The organism is Emticicia oligotrophica DSM 17448, assembly GCF_000263195.1.
Taxonomy (GTDB): domain Bacteria; phylum Bacteroidota; class Bacteroidia; order Cytophagales; family Spirosomataceae; genus Emticicia; species Emticicia oligotrophica.
Genome location: NC_018748.1, coordinates 2396038 through 2419784 on the forward strand (window position 1 = coordinate 2396038; position 23747 = coordinate 2419784).

22 protein-coding genes are annotated in these 23747 nt (G+C 37.4%); 5 read left to right on the forward strand and 17 right to left on the reverse strand.

Annotated elements, in window-relative coordinates; genetic code table 11:
- Positions 1 to 81: 81 nt before the first annotated feature.
- From dxs to mutL, 4 genes are all read right to left on the reverse strand, one after another.
- Positions 82 to 2013: a 1-deoxy-D-xylulose-5-phosphate synthase gene (gene dxs, locus EMTOL_RS09940; protein ID WP_015029152.1), complete on the reverse strand. Its 1932-nt coding sequence runs from the start codon at positions 2011 to 2013 to the stop codon at positions 82 to 84.
- A gap of 173 nt (positions 2014 to 2186) precedes the next feature.
- Positions 2187 to 3110, reverse strand: coding sequence for a rhomboid family protein (locus EMTOL_RS09945; RefSeq protein WP_015029153.1), 924 nt, complete (start codon positions 3108 to 3110; stop codon positions 2187 to 2189).
- Positions 3111 to 3112: 2 nt separating this feature from the next.
- Positions 3113 to 3751: a rhomboid family intramembrane serine protease gene (locus EMTOL_RS09950; RefSeq protein ID WP_015029154.1), complete on the reverse strand. Its 639-nt coding sequence runs from the start codon at positions 3749 to 3751 to the stop codon at positions 3113 to 3115.
- Positions 3752 to 3791: 40 nt separating this feature from the next.
- Positions 3792 to 5693, reverse strand: coding sequence for a DNA mismatch repair endonuclease MutL (gene mutL / locus EMTOL_RS09955; protein ID WP_015029155.1), 1902 nt, complete (start codon positions 5691 to 5693; stop codon positions 3792 to 3794).
- 326 nt (positions 5694 to 6019) lie between these two features.
- On the opposite strand from mutL, the gene EMTOL_RS09960 reads away from it, so the two are divergent.
- Entirely contained in the window at positions 6020 to 6544 is a 525-nt protein-coding gene (locus EMTOL_RS09960; protein WP_015029156.1) for a DUF2911 domain-containing protein, read from the forward strand.
- 53 nt (positions 6545 to 6597) lie between these two features.
- On the opposite strand, the gene EMTOL_RS09965 is transcribed toward EMTOL_RS09960, so the two are convergent.
- The 4 genes from EMTOL_RS09965 to EMTOL_RS09980 are packed head-to-tail and all read right to left on the reverse strand — an operon-like array spanning position 6598 to position 8343.
- Entirely contained in the window at positions 6598 to 7095 is a 498-nt protein-coding gene (locus EMTOL_RS09965; RefSeq protein ID WP_015029157.1) for a GNAT family N-acetyltransferase, read from the reverse strand.
- A gap of 10 nt (positions 7096 to 7105) precedes the next feature.
- Positions 7106 to 7528 (reverse strand): barstar family protein, encoded by a 423-nt coding sequence (locus tag EMTOL_RS09970; protein WP_015029158.1) that lies wholly within the window; start codon positions 7526 to 7528, stop codon positions 7106 to 7108.
- Positions 7529 to 7579: 51 nt separating this feature from the next.
- Positions 7580 to 8029 carry a guanyl-specific ribonuclease gene (locus tag EMTOL_RS09975; RefSeq protein ID WP_229235458.1) on the reverse strand — a complete coding sequence of 150 codons (450 nt, stop codon included), beginning with the start codon at positions 8027 to 8029 and terminating at the stop codon, positions 7580 to 7582.
- Positions 8030 to 8046: 17 nt separating this feature from the next.
- Complete coding sequence (locus EMTOL_RS09980; RefSeq protein WP_015029160.1) at positions 8047 to 8343, reverse strand: hypothetical protein; 297 nt, start codon at positions 8341 to 8343, stop codon at positions 8047 to 8049.
- 377 nt (positions 8344 to 8720) lie between these two features.
- On the opposite strand from EMTOL_RS09980, the gene EMTOL_RS09985 reads away from it, so the two are divergent.
- Positions 8721 to 10886, forward strand: a complete 2166-nt coding sequence (locus EMTOL_RS09985; RefSeq protein ID WP_015029161.1) for a TonB-dependent receptor — start codon at positions 8721 to 8723, stop codon at positions 10884 to 10886.
- Positions 10887 to 10949: 63 nt separating this feature from the next.
- Here the strand turns inward: EMTOL_RS09985 and EMTOL_RS09990 are convergent, their stop codons facing one another.
- From EMTOL_RS09990 to EMTOL_RS10000, 3 genes are all read right to left on the reverse strand, one after another.
- On the reverse strand, positions 10950 to 12395 hold the full coding sequence (locus EMTOL_RS09990) for a Gfo/Idh/MocA family protein (protein ID WP_015029162.1): 1446 nt from the start codon (positions 12393 to 12395) through the stop codon (positions 10950 to 10952).
- A gap of 69 nt (positions 12396 to 12464) precedes the next feature.
- Positions 12465 to 12827: a helix-turn-helix domain-containing protein gene (locus EMTOL_RS09995; protein ID WP_015029163.1), complete on the reverse strand. Its 363-nt coding sequence runs from the start codon at positions 12825 to 12827 to the stop codon at positions 12465 to 12467.
- The gene (locus EMTOL_RS10000; RefSeq protein ID WP_015029164.1) at positions 12802 to 13134 is read right to left on the reverse strand and encodes a type II toxin-antitoxin system HigB family toxin; all 333 of its coding nucleotides are present in this window, start codon (positions 13132 to 13134) and stop codon (positions 12802 to 12804) included. Before EMTOL_RS10000 ends, EMTOL_RS09995 begins: the two co-directional genes overlap by 26 nt.
- 252 nt (positions 13135 to 13386) lie before the next feature.
- On the opposite strand from EMTOL_RS10000, the gene EMTOL_RS10005 reads away from it, so the two are divergent.
- Positions 13387 to 13653: an ATP-binding protein gene (locus tag EMTOL_RS10005; RefSeq protein ID WP_041693507.1), complete on the forward strand. Its 267-nt coding sequence runs from the start codon at positions 13387 to 13389 to the stop codon at positions 13651 to 13653.
- A gap of 319 nt (positions 13654 to 13972) precedes the next feature.
- Here EMTOL_RS10005 and hemA read toward each other — a convergent pair whose 3' ends face one another.
- A complete protein-coding gene (hemA, locus tag EMTOL_RS10010; protein WP_015029165.1) occupies positions 13973 to 15229 on the reverse strand; it encodes a glutamyl-tRNA reductase in 1257 nt (418 codons plus the stop codon).
- A 330-nt stretch (positions 15230 to 15559) separates the two neighbouring features.
- Between hemA and EMTOL_RS10015 the strand changes: the two genes are divergently transcribed.
- Positions 15560 to 16762: a sensor histidine kinase gene (locus EMTOL_RS10015; protein WP_015029166.1), complete on the forward strand. Its 1203-nt coding sequence runs from the start codon at positions 15560 to 15562 to the stop codon at positions 16760 to 16762.
- 54 nt (positions 16763 to 16816) lie between these two features.
- Here the strand turns inward: EMTOL_RS10015 and ftsY are convergent, their stop codons facing one another.
- Together ftsY and EMTOL_RS10025 are read right to left on the reverse strand one after the other, a co-directional pair.
- The gene (ftsY, locus tag EMTOL_RS10020) at positions 16817 to 17773 is read right to left on the reverse strand and encodes a signal recognition particle-docking protein FtsY (protein ID WP_015029167.1); all 957 of its coding nucleotides are present in this window, start codon (positions 17771 to 17773) and stop codon (positions 16817 to 16819) included.
- 108 nt (positions 17774 to 17881) lie between these two features.
- Entirely contained in the window at positions 17882 to 18277 is a 396-nt protein-coding gene (locus EMTOL_RS10025) for an acyl-CoA thioesterase (RefSeq protein WP_015029168.1), read from the reverse strand.
- Between the two features lie 128 nt (positions 18278 to 18405).
- Here EMTOL_RS10025 and EMTOL_RS10030 point away from each other — a divergent pair, with 128 nt between their 5' ends.
- A complete protein-coding gene (locus EMTOL_RS10030) occupies positions 18406 to 19554 on the forward strand; it encodes a sialidase family protein (RefSeq protein ID WP_015029169.1) in 1149 nt (382 codons plus the stop codon).
- On the opposite strand, the gene EMTOL_RS21765 is transcribed toward EMTOL_RS10030, so the two are convergent.
- The 3 genes from EMTOL_RS21765 to EMTOL_RS10050 form a co-directional block, all read right to left on the reverse strand.
- Positions 19555 to 21519, reverse strand: coding sequence for a sugar phosphate isomerase/epimerase family protein (locus tag EMTOL_RS21765; protein WP_015029170.1), 1965 nt, complete (start codon positions 21517 to 21519; stop codon positions 19555 to 19557). It abuts the gene before it with no gap.
- Positions 21516 to 22580, reverse strand: a complete 1065-nt coding sequence (locus EMTOL_RS10045; protein ID WP_015029171.1) for a S66 peptidase family protein — start codon at positions 22578 to 22580, stop codon at positions 21516 to 21518. Before EMTOL_RS10045 ends, EMTOL_RS21765 begins: the two co-directional genes overlap by 4 nt.
- Before the next feature lie 168 nt (positions 22581 to 22748).
- A complete protein-coding gene (locus EMTOL_RS10050; protein ID WP_015029172.1) occupies positions 22749 to 23672 on the reverse strand; it encodes a helix-turn-helix domain-containing protein in 924 nt (307 codons plus the stop codon).
- Between the last annotated feature and the right edge of the window lie 75 nt (positions 23673 to 23747).

The following is a 23747-nucleotide window of genomic DNA, read 5'->3' on the forward strand; positions in this document are numbered from 1 at the left end:
TGGAGGTTCAGAAAATAAAAAGCCATTGCTCCAAAAGAGTAATGGCTTTAAATGCTATAAAATATTCTTTATTACTGAGGTCTAAATCAAAACAGTACTTGCGGCTAACTCGCGTACGGCCATGGCTATACCTTCTGAGTCGAAGCCACATTCGCGTTGGAGCTCGATTTGTTCGCCATGTTCAACAATACGGTCAGGAATTCCCAAGCGTTTTACTTTGGCTGTATAACCATTATCAATCATAAATTCTAATACGGCACTTCCCATACCACCCTGTAAGCAGCCATCTTCAACCGTTACTACACGGTCGAATTTCTGGAAAACCTCATGTAGCATGGCTTCATCGAGAGGTTTTACAAAACGGAGGTCGTAATGAGCGGGATTTAAGCCTTCTTTTTCAAGTATTTCGCAAGCTTTTACTGCATAATTACCTATATGTCCAATTGTAAGAATGGCTACTTCTTCTCCATCTTTTATCTTTCTACCTTTACCTATTTCAAGCTTTTGGAATGGTCGTTTCCAATCGGGCATTACACCTTCTCCCCTTGGGTAGCGAATCGTGAAGGCAGTTTTTAATTTTTGAGTTTCTTCCAATTGGAAAGTGTACATCAAATTACGAAGTTCTTCTTCATTCATCGGCGATGCTACCACCATATTCGGAATACAACGCATATATGCAATATCATAAGCTCCGTGGTGCGTCGGGCCATCGGCTCCCGCAAAACCTGCACGGTCAAGACAGAAGATTACTGGTAATTGCTGTAAGCACACATCATGAATGACTTGGTCGTAGGCACGCTGCATGAAACTTGAGTAGATATTACAATAAACAACCAAGTCACGCGTGGCCATACCCGCCGAGAATGTCACGGCATGTTGCTCCGCAATTCCCACATCGAATGCACGGTCTGGCATGGCCTTCATCATGATATTTAATGAAGAACCCGATGGCATGGCAGGAGTAACACCTACAATTTTGCTATTTTTTTCGGCCAATTCCACAATTGTATTTCCAAATACATCTTGGTATTTAGGTGGCATTGGTCTATCGTATACTTTCTTTTGAATAACGCCCGTTACTTTATCGAATAAACCTGGTGCGTGCCATTTGGTTTGTTCTTTTTCGGCAGGGGCATAACCTTTACCTTTTACTGTAAGGCAATGTAGAATTTTAGGCCCTGGAATATTTTTTAAGTCTTCTAAAACACTAACTAGATGGTCGATATCGTGGCCATCAATTGGGCCGAAGTAACGTAAATTTAAAGCCTCAAAGAAATTACTCTGACTAAGCAAAGCCCCCTTCATTGCATTCTCTATTTTGGCTACAATTTTTCTGGCACTGTTACCAAAAGTACTCATTTTGCCTAAAAGTTGCCAAACGTCATCTTTTACGTTGTTATATGTTTTTGAGGTAGTAATATCGGTCAGGTATTCTTTCAATGCTCCAACGTTCGGGTCGATGGCCATGCAATTATCATTCAAGATAATCAATACATTGGCATCCTTCAATGCTCCAGCATGATTCATTCCTTCGAATGCCATACCCGCTGTCATCGAGCCATCACCAATAATGGCAATGTGTTGACGCTGTTTTTCGCCATTGTGATTCGAGCCAACAGCCATACCAACAGCTGCCGAAATAGAAGTGGAAGAGTGGCCTACGCCAAAGGCATCATATTCACTTTCTTTTCTTTTTGGAAAACCAGAAATTCCCCCATAAACTCGGTTAGTATGAAATATTTCACGACGACCCGTTAGGATTTTATGTCCGTAAGCTTGATGACCTACATCCCAAACGAGTTGGTCATCGGGAGTATTAAAAACATAGTGAAGTGCAACGGTAAGTTCGACAACACCTAAGCTTGAGCTAAAGTGTCCTCCATAAACCGAAACCATATCAATAATGTATTGGCGGAGTTCGTCGGCTACTTGAGGTAGTTTGTTGCGGTCAACTTTTCTTAAATCAGCAGGAATGTTGATGTCTTTTAATATATCACCGGGCGTTATGAGCATATCTTTTGACCAATTAAGGTTAGATTGTCTTTCTAAAACTGAACACAGTTAAAATTGTTTAGTTCTAAATAACAATTTTACGTATGACATGATGTAAATTCTCTTGAACTTGAAGTTGTGCTTGTTTTTTGAAGTGCAAATTAAGTTACAAATGTACGGAAAATTTAGAAATATTAATCTTTCTTTTGGCTCGCTCGGTAGAGTTTTTGCTTTTCTTCCTTCGTAAGACTTTCATAGCCTGACTTCCCAATTTTGTCTAATATAGCATCTACCTCATCTTGGTCAGGGAAATAATTAGGGTCGAGATTAGTTCCTCCACTATTTTTACTTGCAACTGTTGTTTCGCTGTAACGTCTTTGCGGAATTTTTACCTTAGGTTTTGGTCGCCACAGTCTTCCCCACCATTCACTTACAGCTTCGATTGGGCTACCCAAATCAACGCCTCTACGAAGAAAATAAATATAAAAATAACCAGAAATGGCACCTCCTAAATGTGATATACCGCTGCTTGGCATTATGAACGAAAGAATTAAGAAGAACCAAGCTACGTAACGAATTTTGATTAAGACAATTCCGAAAAGATAAAACTCATATTCGGGTAGTAAGGCTACTGCTGCAAACATTACGGCATAAACAGCGGCCGAAGCCCCCAAAATTGTAGGCGTAATATTATTTAAGTTTAAAGAGCCAGACTGGTTGGCTAAAGCAATAAGATTATAAATTGTAATGTAGAATAATCCACTCAAAATACCTCCAATCAGATAAATGTTTAAGAGTTTTCGGCTTCCAATAAATTCTTGCACTAAAGTTCCAAACCAAAAGAAGGTTAGCATATTGAATAGCAAATGCAAGAAACCGTAGTGGGTGAAGCAATAGGTAACGATTGTCCAAGGTTTGCGTATGAACTGCTTTACGGGGGCAATCAAATCGAAGTTGCTACTCAGTAATTCGCTTATTCTATCACCATTTGGGGTGAAGGAGAAAATAAAATTTATGATAATTAAAGACAAAAAAACTCCTGTATTGATAAGCATGAGCTGTATCAAGGTATTTCCTTTTTTGAAAGGAGCTTTGATGTCGTCAATAAAACTTGCCACTTTTAATAAAATCTATCTTTTTTCTTGTTCCAGTAGTTTATCAACAGAATACCAAAAATTAAGCCGCCAATGTGAGCAAAATGAGCCACTCCCGGCATTATACTATATATGCCTGAGAAAATTTCGAAAAGTGCATATAAAGATACTAAATATTTCGCTTTTATAGGAATTGGCAATGGAAATATTATCATTTCGGTATTAGGGAATAATCGTGCGAATGCTCCCAACATACCAAAAATTGCTCCCGAAGCCCCAACCATTGGAATACTCATCATCATGGTGTATTCTGGAGAGTCGATTGGGAGTTGAGAAATCTCATATAAGTTTACCACACCATGTAAAACGCAAGCACCGATACCCGATACAAGGTATAGCGTAAGAAACCTTTTACTTCCTAAAAAATGCTCAAGCATTGGGCCGAACATATACAAACCAAACATATTACTAAAAATGTGCCCAGTACCGCCATGCAAAAACATATAAGTGAAAATTTGCACGGGGTTGAAAAGCCCCATTTCATACAGCGAAAAATTATGATAGCCGAAAATACCGGCTAAATCGATTCGTAGGATATGCTGTATGACATAAACAACAATGTTTATAATCAGCAAGTTACGAACTATAGGTGTAACCTGATACATACTTTAATTTTTTGTTTAGCTTTTTCGTTAAAAAAGGCTTTTACTTTCTAGTAAGAAGTTCAGCCAACTGGTCTAACGATAAAATCGACATAATTGGTTCACCATTGGGTGTATAACTCGGAACTGCCGTTTCAAAAAGCTGATGAATTAATAAATTTATTTCGATTTTTGAAAGTTCTCCAACATATTTTGAAGATGAACGTTTCGAAAATGAGCGTGCTACGTTTTCAACCCTATCTAATTGCAATTCAGCTTGATTTACTTTGTATTGCTGAACTAAACCCTCAAAAATCTCTTTTTCGTTTTCTTCCTGCACTTCTGGTGGTACACCATTGATTTTGATGGTATGCTGCCCAAATTCTTCAAACGAAAACCCTAAAGCTTTAATTTCGTCTTGAATTTCCATGACTAACAGAAAATCAAGCGGACTAAAGTCGAGTGTTTTCGGGAAAAGTAGTTGTTGTGTAAACGATTTTTTGTTTTTTAAATTGTTATAATATTTCTCATACAAAATTCGCTCATAGGCCGCTCTTTGGTCAATGAGCATCATACCACTCTTGGCTTGTGCCACAATATAACGATTCTGTATTTGAATAGCGGTTATTTCTTGTAATTCGGCAATATGACGACTCTCATCTGCAATATCATTCGCCTTGCTTCCAACAGTAAACGGTTCGTGCTCAAAACTTAAACTCGACTGATTATTTGGTTTAAAACTCTCTAAACCATCGAAAAGTTTTCGCCAGTTTTGTGAATTAGACTTTTCTACATAATTATCATCACGTTCTTTAGAAGCTTGATAATTATGTGGTTGGGTGCGAGCATTCTCGAAATCGGCAATGCCAGAAACGCTTGGGTTAATGCTTGATTGACTTGGTAAATCGCTAAAACGATTGGTACTTGTTAAATTACCAAAATTAATATCCGACTCGAAGTCAAGACTTGGCGTAAGGTTATAAACACCAATGGCACGCCTTACAGCCGAACGGATAATTGCATAAATTGCCCGTTCATCATCGAATTTGATTTCAGTTTTGGTTGGATGAATATTGATATCAACGTGTGAAGGGTCAATGTCAATAAATAAAACATAAAATGGGCTACTTCCTTCGGGAATTGTAGATTCGAAGGCACTTAATATTGCATGGTGTAAATAACTATGCTTAATAAAGCGTTTATTTACAAAGAAAAATTGTTCGCCACGACCTTTCTTAGCCGATTCTGGTTTTCCAACGTATCCCGAAATATTCACAAAAGGCGTTTCTTCTTCACAGCCCGCTAATTGTTCACGGTATGATTTCCCGAAAATATCAATAATTCGGCGGCTTAGTTTTCCTACTGGAAGATTGTAAACCTCTACGTCATTATGGTAAAGTGTAAATGCTACTTCGGGGTGAGCCAACGCTACTCTTTGAAACTCGTCGAGGATATGTTTCATCTCGACAGGGTTTGATTTTAGGAAATTCCTACGAGCAGGAACATTGAAAAAGAGATTTTTTACTTGAAAATTTGTTCCCTTAGGGCATGAAACTGATTCTTGCGATTTGAGCTCTGAGCCTTCTATCCGAATCATAGTTCCTACTTCATCTATCATCCTACGTGTACGCAACTCAACTTGGGCAATCGCTGCAATCGAAGCAAGAGCTTCGCCACGAAAACCCATCGTGAGAATAGAGAATAAGTCATCAGCCGTACGGATTTTTGAAGTAGCGTGTCGTTCGAAACTCATACGAGCATCGGTAGCCGACATTCCGATTCCATCATCAATTACTTGAATGAGGGTGCGTCCAGCATCTTTCACAATTAACTGAATATTACTGGCACGGGCATCAATCGAATTTTCTAAAAGTTCTTTCACCACCGATGCTGGTCGCTGCACAACTTCTCCCGCCGCAATCTGGTTGGCAATAGAATCGGGTAGTAAATGAATAATATCAAGCATTGGTATAATCTCAAAAAAACTATTAGCAATTCAAGGTCTGATTCTCTCAGAAGCCTTGATTAAGAAATGTAAAACAGGTTTGAAATGTGCAAACCATCATATTTTAAACACACTAAATCTAAAAACTGTTCGCCTGATGCAAAATTGCCCTTTTTCGAGGTGAAATCATTAAATATTCTTTACTTTTTTTTTGAAAAACACTTTTGTGCATGTTTTAATCGGAAAATGAGTCAAATATTTATCAGTTATATATTTTTTATACCGAACTTTTCGATGATTGAATCTTGTTTGCGAGTAGAGTATTTAACCTCTAAAATCTAATAAAAATGAACAAAATCTTAAGGATTGTATTAATTGTAGTAGCGGTGTTGGTAGCTCTTTATTTTGGCTTCAAAAGTTATACAAAAACAAAGAGCCCAGCCGATGTTGCTAAATTCGACCAAAATGGCCTAACCGTACAAGTAGATTATTGCCGACCCTATAAAAAAGGTCGTGAGATTTTTGGGAAACTTCTACCTTATGGTCAGGTTTGGCGTACAGGTGCCAACGAAGCCACAATTTTTGATGTGAAACAAGACGTAAAAATTGGAGATAAAACGCTTAAAACTGGAAAATATACGCTTTGGACAATACCGAATGTTGATAAGTGGACGATAATCATGAATGACGAAACTGGGCAGTGGGGAACTAATTATGATGAAAAACGTGATGTTTTGAGAGTTGATGTGCCAGTTGGAAAAACCGCAGAAATGATGGAACAATTTAAAATTGATTTTGCCGCCGCCGAAGGTGGGGCAGATATGATTTTACATTGGGAAAATACGGAAATAAAAGTGCCGATTAGATTGTAAAGGGCTATTGAATAAGAAAAAGGGGTTATCAATTAAAGAGCCCCTTTTTCTTATTATTTGAATTTCGCATAAATATGTTCATCATAAAAATGTCCTTCTTTAAATAAAGACTCCTTTAAAATGGCTTCTTTCTCGAAACCCGCTTTTTCTAACGCTCGCATGGAAGCCAAATTATACTCAAAAACACCAGCATAGATGCGGTGGATATCGTATTTTTTGAATGTATAATCAACAATTTTGGGTATAGCTGATGAAATAATACCTTTACCCCAATAGTCCTCCCCGAGCCAATAACCTATTTCGGCATTTTTTTGGTAAATATCTTCTTTGAGCAAAATTCCTATACCACCAACTGCTTCATTATCAATGACAATGGCAAATGTTTCTTCCGAATCGGTGGCCATTTTTACCCAAGCCCCAGCATCTTCTATGGTATAAGGGTTTGGGAAAATATCTTTGAGGTTCTTCCAAATCTTATAATTATTGGCATTTCGAACGAGCGATTCTTCATCGCCTAGCCGCCATTGACGAAGAGTATAGTCTTGAGACATTGGGTTATAATTACCTTAATTCATAACTAATTTCCTGACTATCAAGTAGTTTTGTGATTCGCTCGCTCGGTGAGAAAACGACTACTAAATCTTTTTTCTTTACATCATCATCTTCCTCTACCCATTTCCAATCTTCACAAGTGGCATCTAATAAATCGAGTAAAGTGGGTAATTTGTCAGGATTGCGTTCTTTCTCAACAAATAATTCAGAATTGGTAATATAAATGGCAATTTTCTCTTGATCGAGCCACGAAAGGTCGTTGAGCATTTCATCAAACGAGTCGAGGTTAAACCCAAAATATTCAGGAAATTGCAAGCCTTTGGCCATTTCCTCATAAAAGCCACGCAAGGTATGTGCTTTTTGGCCATCGATTGTAATAATTTGATAACCTTGTAAAGAATCTAAGTTATTTGTAATAAGAAAATTTGACATAAAGGAATATTGGGTAAGTTGAAATGTATATTAGGGTTAAAAGCGAAACTTTTACTTAATTTCAACGAAACTTTTATAGTGATTGTTGGTATAATAGGCACGTCCATCCGAGCCAGTTACCAGCCTTTCGGCTCCTCGATTTTTTCCTTGTTTTTTAGGGTTTACATCCCATTCTTGGTAATTAATTCTCCGCCCACTATCATCTTTTTGAGGTAGAATCTTTTCGTAGTTTCCAAATTTTCGACCACCAACATAGCCATCTGGAGCAACTCCGTTTTCTTTCACATAATTCAAAACCTCATAAACTTTTTTCGGAATTTTGCTTTGCTTTTGTGCTTGATAATTAGGCTTTTGTACTTTGTCTGTATTATCAACTGCCACTTTCTCAGATGTAGGTTCAGTGGCTTTAAACGACTCTTGTTTACTTGCTTGTCGGCAGCCTACTACTATTTGGCTCACCAACATCAAGCCCAGTAAAATGTACTTAAATGTTTGTTTCACAGTTTGAAATCAATAATTTAATTCAAAGAAAAAGCAGGTACTTTCATCACTACGGCATTATTAAACATGAGTTCGGTGATGGTGTGCTTCATGTAATCAATTAATGGAAATTCTCCAATGATTCTTAAAACGTCTAATTCGTCATCGGCATTCACTACGCACCAAAGGCGATCACGCTCTATTGAAAGTGCATAAGATTGGATTTTCCCATCTTCAAGCATTTGATTAATTACCAATCTTTGACTCGGTATTTTCATCATAAATGCTTCGGGAAATGGGTTTGGTAAATCAAACTCAACCATAAATTGGCTCATAATATGCTAAAGGGCTTTTATTAAAATGCAATTAAGTAAATCGTAAAAATCTAATAATCAGTAAGTTTCTACACTGTAAACTTATTTTCGTACTAAATTTCCACACTAATATAAACAACATTTGCAAAAAAAACGTTTATTTTGCAGTACTTATCTCAAAAAGGGGTGCCTTAATACAACGGGCTGAGATTATACCCATCGTACCTGTACACGGATAATGCCGCCGCAGGGAAAAGAGAGCTTTGCTATTAGGAAATTCATGACCTCCTGATAAATTGCTTATACGATTACCAAAATTAATTTATGTTAAACCAACAAGATGGTACGCTGTCTGCAGGTTTTTACTCCTTTACCTGTTGTTATAAATTTCAAACTCAATGAAAAAACTAACAACATTTATCCTTTTATTTATTGCTTCTAGTTTGGGGCTGGTAATTAACGCCCAAGATTCAACCAAGATTCGTGAACTAAACGAAGTCGTAGTAAGTGCTACTCGTGCCAACGAAAAAACTGGTATGGCTTTCACCAATGTTTATCAGAAAGACATCAAAAAAGTAAATTTAGGTCAAGATATGCCTTTTTTACTTAATCAACTACCTTCAGTGGTTGTCAGTTCTGATGCTGGTGCGGGTGTCGGTTATACGGGTATTCGTATTCGCGGAACCGACCCAACACGTATCAATATAACCTTAAATGGTATTCCTTACAACGATTCGGAATCACAAGGTACTTATTGGGTAAATATGCCTGATTTTGCGTCATCGGCACAAAGTATTCAAGTACAACGTGGCGTTGGAACTTCGACCAATGGAGCAGGAGCTTTTGGGGCGAGTATCAATATTAATACTTTGGGCTACGAACCAAATGCTTATGGTGAAACTAATTTTTCGGTAGGTTCTTTTAATACGCTCAAAACAAATATTTTAGCTAGTACAGGTTTATTGAAAAATCAATCAGAAAGTGGTTCGTTTGTAGTAGATGCTCGTTTATCAAAACTTACTTCTGATGGATACATCGACCGTGCTTCATCTGACCTTAAATCGTTTTATGTTTCGGGCGGATATTATGGTAAAAATAATTTTGTAAGATTGAATGTCTTTTCAGGAAAAGAGAAAACCTACCAAGCTTGGGAAGGTGTACCCGAAAGTTTATTGAAAACAAATCGTACCTACAATCCTTACACTTATGATAATCAAGTAGATGATTATCAACAAGACCATTATCAGTTGATTTCATCTTTTAAATTGAATCAGCATTGGACTTTTAACCCTACACTTCATTATACGAAAGGACGTGGTTTTTATGAGCAGTTCAGACCAGATGATAAATATTCTACTTATGGTTTACCAGATGTAGTTATTGGAGGGCAAACCATTAAACGTACTGATTTGGTTCGTCGTAAGTGGTTAGATAATGATTTTTATGGCGGGGTTTATTCTTTTGATTATCAATCGAATAAGAAATTCTCAGCAAATATTGGTGGTGGCTGGAATAAATATGATGGAAACCACTTTGGTGAAATTATTTGGGCAAAAAATGCTTCAACCTCTAATATTCGTTATCGTTGGTACGAAAGTCATTCAATAAAAACCGATTTTAATATTTATGCCAAAGGGTATTACCAAGTGAATGATGCCTTGAACTTTTTTGCTGATTTGCAGTACAGAACAGTGGCCTATGATATGAAAGGTTTGGGTGATAAACGCCAAGACATTACACAGAAGACTGATTATAAGTTTTTTAATCCAAAGTTTGGGGTGAATTACCAGTTGAGCAAAACATCGGCTGTGTATGCTTCGTATGCCATTGGAAATAAAGAACCAAGTCGCCAAGACTTTGTAGATAATGCTCCAAAAGCACCATTGGCCGAAACACTTCGTGATTTAGAAGTAGGATACCGCACAGCGGGTTCGAAAGTAAGTTTTGATGCGAATTTCTATTACATGGATTACAACAATCAATTAGTATTAACAGGACAAGTAAATGGTGTAGGAGAGGCGATTAGAGTTAACGTGCCTGAGAGTTATCGTGCAGGTATTGAATTGATGGCAAGTTGGAAATTTGCTCCAAAGTGGGCCTTGTCGGGTAATGCGACTTTTAGTCAAAATAAAATTAAAAACTTCAGTGAAACTATTGTTAATTATGATGGAGATGCTGATAAAATCAATAAATTCTCGAAAACTGATATTTCGTTTTCTCCAAATGTGATTGCTGGTGGCCAACTTTCTTTTTCACCAATTAAAAACGTAGAATTGGCTTGGATGAGCAAATATGTGAGTAAGCAATTTATGGATAATACAGGCGATGATAACCGCAGTCTGGATGCATTTTTTGTCAATGATTTACGAGCAAATTATACGTTAAAGCCAAAGTTTTTGAAAGAAATGACTTTTAGCTTATTAGTAAATAATATTTTCAATCATTTATATGAGTCGAATGGCTATACTTACAGCTATATTTATGATAAACAAGTAACTACCGAGAATTTCTATTATCCGCAAGCGGGTACAAACTTCTTATTGGCGGTAAAGATTCGATTATAAAATTGAAGTTATAAACAATAAAGTTGGCATGGCTCTAAGCCACGCCGACTTTATTGTTTATGCTTAAATCCAGCCACCTTCACGATAATTTCGCTTCACGAAGGCATTAGCTTCATCAAAGTTTGTAATCTTCATATTTTTGCCGTCCCAGAATAATTTCTTACGACCAATAAACTTATTCTTAGCATCACGAAGTAAGAAAGACCTAACGGCTAAATTACCCATCAATACAATTTCTGTCAGAGGACCCGCTTGGTCGAAAGAAGAACTTGTATAAGTGCCAAAGCCTGATTTACAAGCTTTTACCCATTGTTGTTGGTGCCCGTTTACATCGCCTTCAACCAATGCACGTTTCGGTGCTGGTAGTTTTACAGCTGCCAATTTTCCATTGATATAAACTTTAGGATTATTACCGAAAAGCTCGCAGGCAATTACCCCTTTCGAACCGATAAACATAACTCCACCATCAATATTGGCAAATACTTTTTCGTAATCACAACCTTCTGGTAAGCGTGGTCGAATACCCCCATCGTACCAAGATAAGCTTAATTCTTTATGATTTTTGCTCGAAGGGTTAGGAAATTTGAGGTGAATTGCTGCCGAAGGTGGACAAACGTCATCGAAGAAAGCTTCTTTGAAGAAATCGGCATAAACTTGTCCAACCGAACATTCGACTGATGTAGGGTATCCTAAGTTTAAAGCCCTAAATGGAACGTCCATGAAATGACAGCCCATATCGCCTAATGCACCAGTACCGAAATCCCAGTATCCACGCCAACGGAAAGGCATGTAGGCTTCGTGATAGTCTCGCATAGGAGCGGTGCCAAGCCATAAATTCCAGTCCACTTCGCTCGGAATGGGTTGTTTTTCACCTTTATCTTTCGGCGATTTTACACCTTGTGGCCACACAGGTCGATTGGTCCATACTTCTACTGTATGTATTTCGCCAATCACTCCACTTTGTACCAAAGTTTCTGTAACACGTGTGCCGTATCCGCTACTTCCTTGATTCCCCATTTGCGTAACAACCTTAAATTTAGCCGCTGCTTCAGTGAGTTGGCGTGCTTCCCAAATATCATGCGTGAGTGGTTTTTCTACATAAACGTGCTTTTTTAGTTGAATGGCCGACATCGCGACTGGATAATGCATGTGGTCTGGTGTACTCACAATGATTGCGTCAATATTGTTAGCTTCCGACTCAAGCATTTTTCGATAATCTTTAAAGTAAGGTGCATTTGGGAATTTTGCACGGTATTTTGCCGACATACGATCATCAACATCACAAAGTGCTACGATATTGTCTGTTCCATTGTTGAATGCTTGTTGGATATTGAAATCGGCTTTCCCTCCGCAGCCTACGGCTGCAATATTGAGTTTATCGCTTGGTGCTACAAATCCTTTCCCCAATACATGGCGTGGTACAATCATAAAGCCTGCGGAGGCCAAGGCACTACTTTTGAGGAAATTACGGCGTGAGTTTTGTTGTTTTTTGTCGTGAGAGTTGTTCATGCTGATAGAAGGTTGAATTTTTACGAAATGTAGGGAAAAAATGTGAATCTACCGTAAGTTTTCAGAATATCACGACAATAGAACCTCAGCAGGGATACCCAACTGTTGATGAAAAATCTTAGCCAGTTTAAGCGTTAAAGGTTTCTTTTTATTGAGCAATGCCGAAACATAGCCTTTACTGCCAATCCAACTAACCAAATCTTTGTTTAGTAAACCCTTTTCCTCCATTTTTAGCTTAACTGCCTCAATTGGGTCGGGTGTTGGAATTGGGTGATGTACATCTTCATAAGCCTTAATTAAAAGTAACGCTATCTGTAATTGTTCTCCTTCTGGGCTGTTTATATCTGGCGATAAGTCGAATTGTTTATCTATCCATTCGAGCATCGTTTCATATTCTTGGTCGGTTTTAATTGGCCTTAGAGTCATGGTCATAATCTTTATATTTTATAGTTGAAACATCTATTTTATCATATTCAGCATGAGTACCAAACCATTTGATTTGTATGGCTTTGTAGGTAAAAACAATACGAACTACCAAACGATAATGATTTCCCATAATATTGAACACTACTCTATCATCTCCGACCAAACTGGCATTGGCATAAACAGCTTTTAGGTCTTGAAAACTTTGAAAATCAGCCTCTATTAGTTCATAATACCATGCTAAAAGAGCATTTGATGCTTTTGGATATTTTTTACAATAGGCCAATAAAGTTTTTCTTGTGATGATATTGAACATAAAAAGTTTTCTGATAGAGAACAAATTTATAGGTTTACTTTTAGAGAACCAAAAGATTTTTCTTTTATTTGTGATTTTGGTATATTTGTTTTAAAGCTTAAGTCTCAATTTGTAATCATAAATTAATTTTAATAAGGCACACCAGTTTTTAAATAAAAAGATAAATATTCTTGAGAAGTTGAACTCAACGCTTTTGAAAAAATAGCAAAAGAATGTTGAAAACAAGATCTTTTTCTTGTACTTGCTACTCAAATGCCGAGGGATATTTCACAAGGAGTTTTGAGCCAATTTGGTACATTTATAGTGCATCGACTTATAAATCAACGAGATAGAGAAGTTATAGAGTACGCTTGTTCAGAAGCAACAAAAAGTGCATTGAGTTTTTTACCAATTTTAGCTCCAGGGGAAGCAGTATTAGCAGGAGTAGATTTTCCAATGCCTATCATTTTGAAGATTAAGAAGCCTGTAAAAACACCTGATTCAGATACACCAACTATTTTTAGAGTTGGTAAATTCTAATACTAACGAAGCAAAAACCGCCATCGAAGAAGCTCAAAGAACAGTAGAAGCAATGATTTTAGGAGACTATATATGAAATATCGGTAGAAAAGCATACAACAAATAATATCTCATGCCGTAGGTATGATGTTTTTTGGGTGTTTATGAATAGGCTACCGATATAAAATCCCTACGGGATAGATTTTTGCTTTTTAGATTTTGTCCACAAAAAAGGCGTAATTCCGATGAGAAACTACGCCTTTTAATATTTTGTAGGACAGGTTTGTAACCTGTCTTTTTAAACTTCAATGGTTGACAGGTTGCAAACCTGTCCTACAATTTATACCGTCTGTTTTTCTAAATTAAATAAATCATTCAACACATCGATCAGTGTTTCAGCTTCGCCACGTTTACAAGCGGCTTTTAACTGAATTACTGGTAATTTAATGATTTTTTGCATCATACTCGAAGTGATTTTCTCTACTTTCTCTGCTTCTTCTGCCGATAACTCTTTCACATAACGAGCCATTTCTTCTTTTCTGATTTGCTCCAATGCTCCTTTTAATTTCTGAATCGTTGGCGAGACAATCATCTCTTGCGACCAGTTATTAAATTCTGCGATTGCATCACCAATAATATCCATAACCTGTGGAATAGAATCCATGCGGCGTTGGAGAGCCTCATTGGCACGAGTTTGAATTTCATCAAGATTATAAGCTACTACACCCGCTACTTCTTCAATATCGCTGGCAATGCTATTGGGCACTGAAAGGTCAATCAAATATTTTACGGCGAGTGTTTTGTCTTTGAGGGTTTCTTTCGTGATGATTGGGCTTTCACAACGAACTGATGATATGACGATATCAGATTCAAGAATATTATTATTTACATCTTGATAATCTGCTACTTCAAAGCCCAACTGACTTGCTAATGCTTCAGCTTTTGCCTTCGTACGATTCGTAAGCGTAATATTTTTGTAGCCTTTATCAGCCAAAGTACGACATACATCTTCACCGATTTCACCTAAACCAACAACCAAAACCTTCGGATTATTGAGTAGTGGCAAGAAGCTTTCCATCACCTCAACTGCTGCATAGGAAGTGGAAGCCGCTCCATCGCGGAATGAAGTTTCTTGAACAACTTTTTTATTAGTAAAGAAAATAGTGTGTAAGAGTCGGTGTAAGAACGGTCCAGCCATCTGAACATCGGCAGCCCATTGATATGCGTGCTTAACTTGATTTGGAATCTGCAAATCGCCAACAACTTGTGAGTGTAAACCCATAGCTACCTCGAAAAGGTATCTAACAGCTTCGCTATGCTCCGAAATTATCTCAAAAAATGGTAAAATCTCACTCGAAACAAGTATCTTTTGGCTGGCAATTAGGCGAATAATTTCTTCACCTAAATTATTTTCCGAAACATAATATACCTCAGTACGATTGCAAGTAGAAAGCACAAGCACTTCCGAAACATCAAACGCCTCACGAATCTTAAGCATCAATGCCTTTGATTCCTCTTCGTTAAGTGCAATTTGACCTCTTAATTCTAAAGAGGCTTTTTTATGCGAAATCGTTATTGCTTTAAATAGTCCGTGCATTATCTCTAAAATAGTTTGCAAATTTACGGTCAGATTTTTTATAACTGATATGATTTCTGTCAGTTTTTATAATTTAGAATTATTCTAAATTATTTAAGCGTTTATTTTGCTCATAACTAAGAAAAATACAAAACTGAGAACAAAATATAGACAACTAAAAATCAGGCCATTTGTAAAATTATTTACGTCGATTTTAAGTAAAAAGTTTTCTTTTATATGAGAAAAGAGTTTAGAATAAGTAATTTAGAATAATTCTAAACAATCTTGTAGCATACAGCATTAGCAAAATAAATGCGTTATTAAATAAGATAAGGTAATAAATAGTTTTTTATGGCGAAAAGAGAGGTTTTTGTAAATATTTATGAGCAAATCACCGGTTGGAGGTTTGTGGCTATTGCTGTTTTGATGAGCATTGGTGTTGGTGTACTTTATTATTTTAATCAATTAGGAAAAGAGGTAGAAGAACGAGAAAAAAAATACGTGCTTTTGTATGCGGCAGGGATTAAGTTTTTCGTCGAAATGAGTGTAGAAAGTACCTGTGATTACACGTTCGTACAAGAAGTATTGGAAGCCAACGAAACTGTGCCTGCTATTGTTGTCCAAAATGGTGTGCCGATTGCCAATATCAATATTCCAGAATTCAAAGACTCTACCCGTACATGGAAGCCTAAAGAGCAAGAAAGGATTTTATACACAAAAATTTCTGAAATGGGTAATGAACATCAACCAATTGAGTTTTCGATAGGAAAAGATAAAGTTTCACTTTACTACAGTAATTCTGTTTTAGCCAAGCAGTTACGTTATTTTCCGTATATTTTATTGGGTACTTTTCTGATTTTTGGTTCTTTGGCGTTTATCGCCTATAGTTCTTCACGTAAAGCTGAGCAAAATAGAGTTTGGGTTGGTTTGGCTAAAGAAACGGCACATCAGTTAGGCACACCTATTTCAGCTTTAATGGCTTGGGTGGAGGTGCTTCGCTCAGACCCAAGCTTTGATGCAACGATTGGCGATGAAATGGAAAAGGATGTCAAACGTTTGGAGACTATTACAACTCGTTTTTCAAATATTGGTTCAGTACCTCAAATGAGCGAAGAGCAAATTTCACCATTGATTTATCAAACCTTACATTATCTTGAGCGTAGAATTTCTACTAAAATAAAGGTTCATTTTGATAGTCAGATTTCGGATGAAGTGCAAGTAAGCTTGAATAAACATTTGCTGGAGTGGGTAGTAGAAAACCTCTGCAAAAATGCCGTAGATGCCATGGGTGGGGTAGGTGATTTGTATGTAACTCTTACGCACGCTGGAAGGAGAAAAATTGCCATTGATGTAAGAGATACTGGAAAAGGAATTTCGAAGACCAATATTCGGAAAGTGTTTAAGCCTGGTTTTAGTACTAAAAAACGTGGTTGGGGATTAGGGCTAACTTTGGCAAAAAGAATCATTGAAAACTATCACGATGGAAAACTCTTCGTGAAAGAAACACAAGTTGATAAAGGAACTACCTTTAGAATTGTGCTTGATACAGTGTAAAATATAATAGCCACGATAATTTTGTTATCGTGGCTATTATATTCATGGTTAAATTTATTTTTTAAACAGAGAATCAACGAACTCCATTTTATTGAAAACCTGTAAATCGTCCATTCTTTCGCCTACGCCAATATATTTTACTGGAATCTTAAATTCATCAGAAATACCAATCACAACACCACCTTTGGCAGTTCCATCGAGTTTAGTAATGGCTAATGAAGTAATTTCGGTTACTTTCGTAAACTCTCTCGCTTGAATTACAGCGTTTTGGCCAGTACTTCCATCTAAAACAAGCATTACTTCGTGCGGAGCTTCGGGCAAGAATTTCTGAATCACACGCTTAATTTTACCTAATTCATTCATTAGGTTTATCTTTGTATGTAAACGCCCCGCAGTATCAATAATAATTACATCTGCTCCCAACTCCATGCCTTTTTTTACAGCGTCAAAAGCCACCGAAGATGGGTCGGTGTTCATTCCATGGTCGATTACTGTTACTCCAACACGTTCGCCCCAAAGTTTGAGTTGGTCAACGGCTGCAGCTCTGAAAGTATCGGCTGCTCCTAAAACTACCTTCTTACCTCTTTTATTAAATTGATGAGCTAATTTTCCAATAGTAGTTGTTTTTCCTACACCATTCACACCCACCACCATCAATACGTAAGGTTTTGGTAAATGTTCGGTTTCAAAACTATCTTTTACGTCTTGCGAATTATTTTCGGCTAAAAGTGCAGCAACCTCTTCTTTTAGAATGCGGTCTAATTCTTGAATATTAGTATATTTATCTCGCTCGACACGAGCTTCGATTCGGCGAATAATCTTGACGGTTGTATCTACACCCACATCAGAGCTTATTAGAATTTCTTCCAACTCATCGAGCACCTCTTCATCCACCTTCGATTTTCCGACAATTACTCGCGAGATTTTGTCAAAAATGCTGGTTTTTGTTTTCTCTAAGCCTTTGTCAAGCGTTTCTTTTTTATCCTTGCTAAAAAAATCAAAAAGTCCCATGGGGCAATTATTGGTTAACTGTTATTGGTGAATGATTGAGCAATACACCTTTTTTCGACAAAAATAGGGGTATTTTATTAGAAAATCGGAGATTTTTTGAATTATCTTTTATTCGGTATCAGGGAAAAACTGCTTCACAATCTCTTCTGTAATGCGTTTGGGGCGAAAAGTTTGGGCATCAAGCGAAATCCAATGCGTAACCGAACGAGCTAAAACCTCAACTCCACGCATGATTTCACAGTGTCGGAGACTCTTTACTCCAACAAAATTATCAACCCAAGTTTTGACCACTAATTCATCACCCATGAAGGCAGGTTTTAGGTAATCAATCTCGTGGCGGCGAGCTACCCATATTATTTGCGAAGCTATTTCTTCAGGTACAGTTTTCCAATGGCCAACGGCAGCATCTTGTACGTATCTAAGATAAACAATATTATTAACGTGATTGAGTTCGTCGATATCTTCTGCAACAACTTTGATGGGTAAATAAAAAATATGAGGCATGAACCAGACTTATGGATGGTGAAATTTTATCAAAAGTACTTATTTAATCATTAAACAAGAAATTCGGCAAGTATGTCCCATAGATTTTGATTAATTTTAGGGCTCTGGGTCAACAAATCATTTAAAGTATGTTACGAACTATAATTCTTTGCTTAGCTTTTTCTCAATTATTAGCTCAAAATTCTGTTTTTATTTCAGGTACTGAAGGGCATAAATCATACAGGATTCCTGCGATTATTAGTTTACCTAATGGAAATCTATTAGCTTTTGCTGAAGGACGCGTGCAAGGAAGTGGTGATTTTGGCGATATAAACATCGTGATGAAAAGGAGCTCAGATAATGGGAAAACTTGGAGTAGTATGAGCACCATTGTTGATTATGATTCGCTTCAAGCTGGAAATCCTGCCCCAGTTTTTGATCATTCAGACCCCGCTTTTCCGAAAGGGCGTTTGTTTTTGTTTTACAATACTGGCAATAACCATGAGAATGAGGTTCGAAAGGGCAAGGGTTTGCGTGAAGTTTGGTATAAAACTTCGAGCGATGGAGGAATAACTTGGAGTGAAGGTGTAAATATCACCACACAAGTGCACCGACCAAAGCAAACAAACGTAAATAAGAATTATAATTTTCAGGAAGATTGGCGTTCGTATGCCAATACACCGGGGCATGCCATGCAGTTTCAGTACGGCAAGTATAGGGGTAGAATTTACGTAGCAGCCAATCATTCGGCAGGAGAACCACAAAAAGAGTTTACGGATTATACGGCACATGGTTTTTTTACGGATGACCACGGAAAAACATTTAAACTTAGCGAAAATATAAGTATTGCAGGTAGTAATGAAGCCACAGCCACCGAGATATCAGGTAATAGATTGATGATGAATATGAGAAACCAAAAAGGCGATATTCGTCAGAGAATTGTAGCTATTAGTGAGAATGGTGGAGAAACTTGGAGCCAAACTTATTTCGATGAAAAATTGCCTGACCCAGTGTGTGAAGGTGCGATTTTATCGTTAGGGGTAGAAAAAAAGAAGCATATTTTAGCTTTTTGTAATGCTGCCGATACTCAAAAGAGAGATAATCTAACCCTTAGGATTAGTTATGATGAAGGAAAAACATGGCAAGTAGTAAAGGTTGTGGCAAAAAGCAACGATGTCAAAGTAAACGACTATGCAGCTTACTCCGACATCGTTAAACTCAATAAAAATGAGATAGGGGTACTTTATGAAAAAAGTAATTACGGCCAAATTGTATTTGAAAGTATCAAGTGGAGGTAATTATTTGAGGTTTTTTAAATAACGCAAAGAAACAGGTAAGTGCTCTTTAACGACCTCATTTTCATCTTCGATATAATAAAACTTAACACCTGTTTGAATAGCCGCTCTAAGAATTTTACGAAAATCTAGCTGCCCCGTTCCGATAGCAACATCAGAAGTTAGTGGTGTACCTCCCGATAATTCACCAGTTTCTTGGCCGTATTTCATATCTTTTAAATGTAATGCCAAGAAACGCCCTTTGTGCTTTTTGAGCAGTAAGGCTGGGTCCTGCCCGCCATGAAAGGCCCAATACACATCACATTCGAAACTTACATTTTCGGGGTTGGTTTGTTTCACAATATAATCGAAAAGCGTACCATCTTCGGTAGGTTTAAATTCATAACCGTGACAATGGTAGTAGAATTTAATACCTTCCTTTGCCAAAGCTTCACCTGCTTTATTGAAAACTTTAATAGCTTTATCTGCATCTTCTTTCCCGAATTTATTGCTAATGTGCGGAATCCAAGCACAACCTGCGTATTTGATACCCAAAGCTTTGCAAGTAGCAACAACTTTACTGAGGCTATCGCGGAATAAATTATAATCGAGCAGCGTGCTGTAAGGTTTCAGTCCGACTTTATCTAGTTCTGCCTTAAAGGCCTCGGTTTTCATGCCATAAGTTCCAGCTACTTCTACATCTGTGATTCCTAAACTTTTTACATAAGCCAATGTACCTACTATATCGGTTTTAAAATAGTCTCTTAAACTATATAGTTCCAAACCAATGCGGTCTCCTAGAATTTTGCCGATGTTAGGGATACGTTCGCCCGTACCATTTTGAAGCCACATTTCAATGCGTGGATTTTTCCAGAGATAAGATTTTGAAAGTATATCAAAATCGCCATCACCATCAATATCGCTCATGCGAGCTTCATGAAAATCAACCCCTTTTTGAAAAATAGTTTTCGTGAAATTTCCTTTTCCATCGCCTAAGAGAATGAAAGCTTCTGCATTAAGGTTTTCAGATTTTTCATCCCATTTCACCATCTCTGCACAGAAAATATCTAAATTTCCATCATCATTATAATCAACTACCTCAAGTGTTTGGGCGTGAGTAAGTTCTCTCCCGATTAAATCTTTTCCCTTCCAATTGCTTGATACTTCGGCACTTCCATTACATTCATAGAGCATCAACGCTCCATTTTTACTACCCGGAGCATATAATAATTGCATTTTCTTTCCAACTTTAAACTTGGCGGCCACTACTCGACCAGTTACTTCTGTTACTTTGGTTGGTTTAAACTTCCCATCAACATACTTAAACCACATATTTCCTGCCACCAAATCTTTGTTTCCATCGCCATCAACATCGGCAACAGCACTACCACTATTGTTTTGAGTGGAAGTGTAAATAGTTTCGAAACTCCATTTTCCAGTGACTTCCTCGGGAGCGGTAGCTATCACCAATTGCTTGCCACCTTGGCTCCAAAATGCCAACTGGGCTTTACCAATTTGCTTGAAATCGCCGAAAACAAGGTCGGTATTCTGATTTTCTCCCTCTGTCTTGAGTTCGAATCTATGCCATGGCACATTAGGATTATAAAAAGGTGCGGGGTTCTCCCACCACCAAATTTTATTACTTTGCGTGTCTCCACCAAAAATGAGGTCTAAATCACCATCTTGGTCAATATCATAAGTAGTTCCACTCGCTTCAAGTGGAATTTGTTCTTTATCAATAGCAAATTCTCTCCATCCAATAGCACGGTCGAATTTGAAATATATGATTGAAGTACCTTGACCACGCCCACATACAACAAACTCATCAATCCCATCTTTGTCGATATCAAATGCCAAAGAAGCGGTTTGTTGGGTATTTTTCCATGAAAGCGGGAGCGTACCATCTTCGCTTGAAATATGCTGCCAATTTTGTGCTTTTGTTGTAAAAACTCCTAATAAGCTAAAGAGTGTGATAATTTTAGTTTTCATTTAATAATAACTGCTGGTTCTTTAAGTTTAATACTTCCTTCATCGGCATCAATAGTTGCTTCTATACCAATTGGTACTGTGAATTTATCTTTAATATGCCCAATCATCGAGCCAGAAAAAGCAGGAATTTTGAGGGGCTTGATATGGTCTTCGAAAATGTCTTCGAGCGTAAGTGAACCGTAATTTTTAGAGGGTGGACAATCAGTGCATTTTCCAAAAACAAAGCCCGAAATATTATTTAAAATACCTGCGAGCTTTAGTTGGGTAATCATTCGGTCAACTCGATATGTATCCTCTTGTATATCTTCTATGAAGAGAATGGCATTTTTGAAGTCTGGAACAAATTTTGAGCCCAAAATATGCGAAAGTACGGTAAGATTTCCTCCAATAAGTTTTCCAGAAGCTTTACCCGAATAAATGGTATAAATTCGGTCGTCAGTTTGTACAAGTGTATCGTTTTTCTTAGTTGGGTTGACCATTTTTGTGGCATTGCCATCAATCAAAGTATTTTTGAAATTATCAACTGTAAAGCTATTCCAAGTTGAAGAGCCAACTGGGCCATGAAATGTTGCAAGGCCTGTTTGTGCATAAATACCTACCAATAAGGCAGTTATGTCGCTGTATCCAATGAGTATTTTTGGGTTGTTTTTTATTAAATCATAGTTAAGAAGTGGTAAAATTCGTGCACATCCCCAGCCGCCGTGCATGGCCATAATGGCATTTACTTGTTTATTGGCAAACATTTCGTTGATGTCTTCGGCTCGGTCTTGGTCTTTTCCAGCTAGATTACCGTAGCGGTCGAATACGTGCTTTCCAATTAAAACTTTAAACCCCATCGCTTGCAGACTTTCCACCGCTACTGTTACTTCTTCCTTTATAAAAGCTGAATAAGCAGGGCAAACCAAGCCAATGGTGTCTCCTTTTTTTAGAGCAGCTGGTTTGATTGTCGTCAGATTACTGTCTAGCGAATGGAATTTTAGGTTGGAAGTTCCAAATGCAGCTAAAAATGTAGTGCTTAGGAAATTTCTACGAGTATTTGGTTTAGGGTTTGTCAATGACATCTGGAGTGTTGTTTTGGTATTTTCTCAAAAACGAATTTACAAGACTTTTCGGTGATTTATCAAAAATTACTCAAGAAATTGATTGATTAGTTATTTTACAAAAAAAGCCGCTCGACTGAAACGAGCGGCTCTGATTATATGAAGTATTAATTGCGACAACGGAGGCTTTTAGCCAATCATGAGAGATTCTCTTCTACGCATTTTTCCGGCAGGAATACCGAACATCATCTTGAAACGGCGACAGAAGTATGCTGTATCTTTATAACCAACCTCGTGGCCAATGGCACGAATACTTTTCTTCGTTGTTCGAAGAAGGGTAACGGCTGCTTCCATGCGTTGGTATTCGATATAATCTTGTGGATTGATACCTGTAAGCATTTTGAAATATTGACCAACATAATCTTCTGATACGTTGGCAACGTTTGCTAATTGCTTATTAGACAAATCGCCAGGAAGTGAGTTTTTGATATACGTAAAAATGTCAATCAAACGAGGGTCTTTGAAATACGTACTGTTGGTGGCTAATTGCTCAACAAACATACGATTTCTTAAGATGTGACGTACGATTTCGATAACAATCTCTTCGGTTTTATTTTTAATTACACGGCCACGGCCAGCTTCATCAGAACAATCTTCTTTCAATATGTCATAAATTAAAGAGCCTAATTTGCTGTGTGCTTTGATGAAAAACGGTGGAATGTCAAGCGAAGTAAAGAAGTTTACCGAGTCGAAAACTTTTGCTTCGAAAGCTACCAATCCAAAAGAATTAGGTACTTGGCCGATTGTCGAAGGGTCAGTCATGGTTTCCCAGTAGCTTTCACGGCGAGTCATAAACTCTTCATACGAGATATTTTTTGGCTCACCACTTCCATAAGTAAGTGTAGCGGCCTTTCCTCCCGGAATGAAAAGCAAATCACCTGGCTCTACTTTTTCTTCATTGCCATCGAGTTTAACTTCACCATTATATAAAACCAAAATGGTGTTTTCAACGTCATAAACGTTTTTTATCTTAATTGTTTGTAAGATTCTAATGTGGCGTGCTTTGGCAAATTTTACGCCAAGAGATTCGATTATTTTATTGTAGTCTTCCATAGGAGAAAGAATAATTTTCTGTTTTGCTTAGAATTATAAGTGCAATGTATTAACAAATATTGTACAAAACCAATA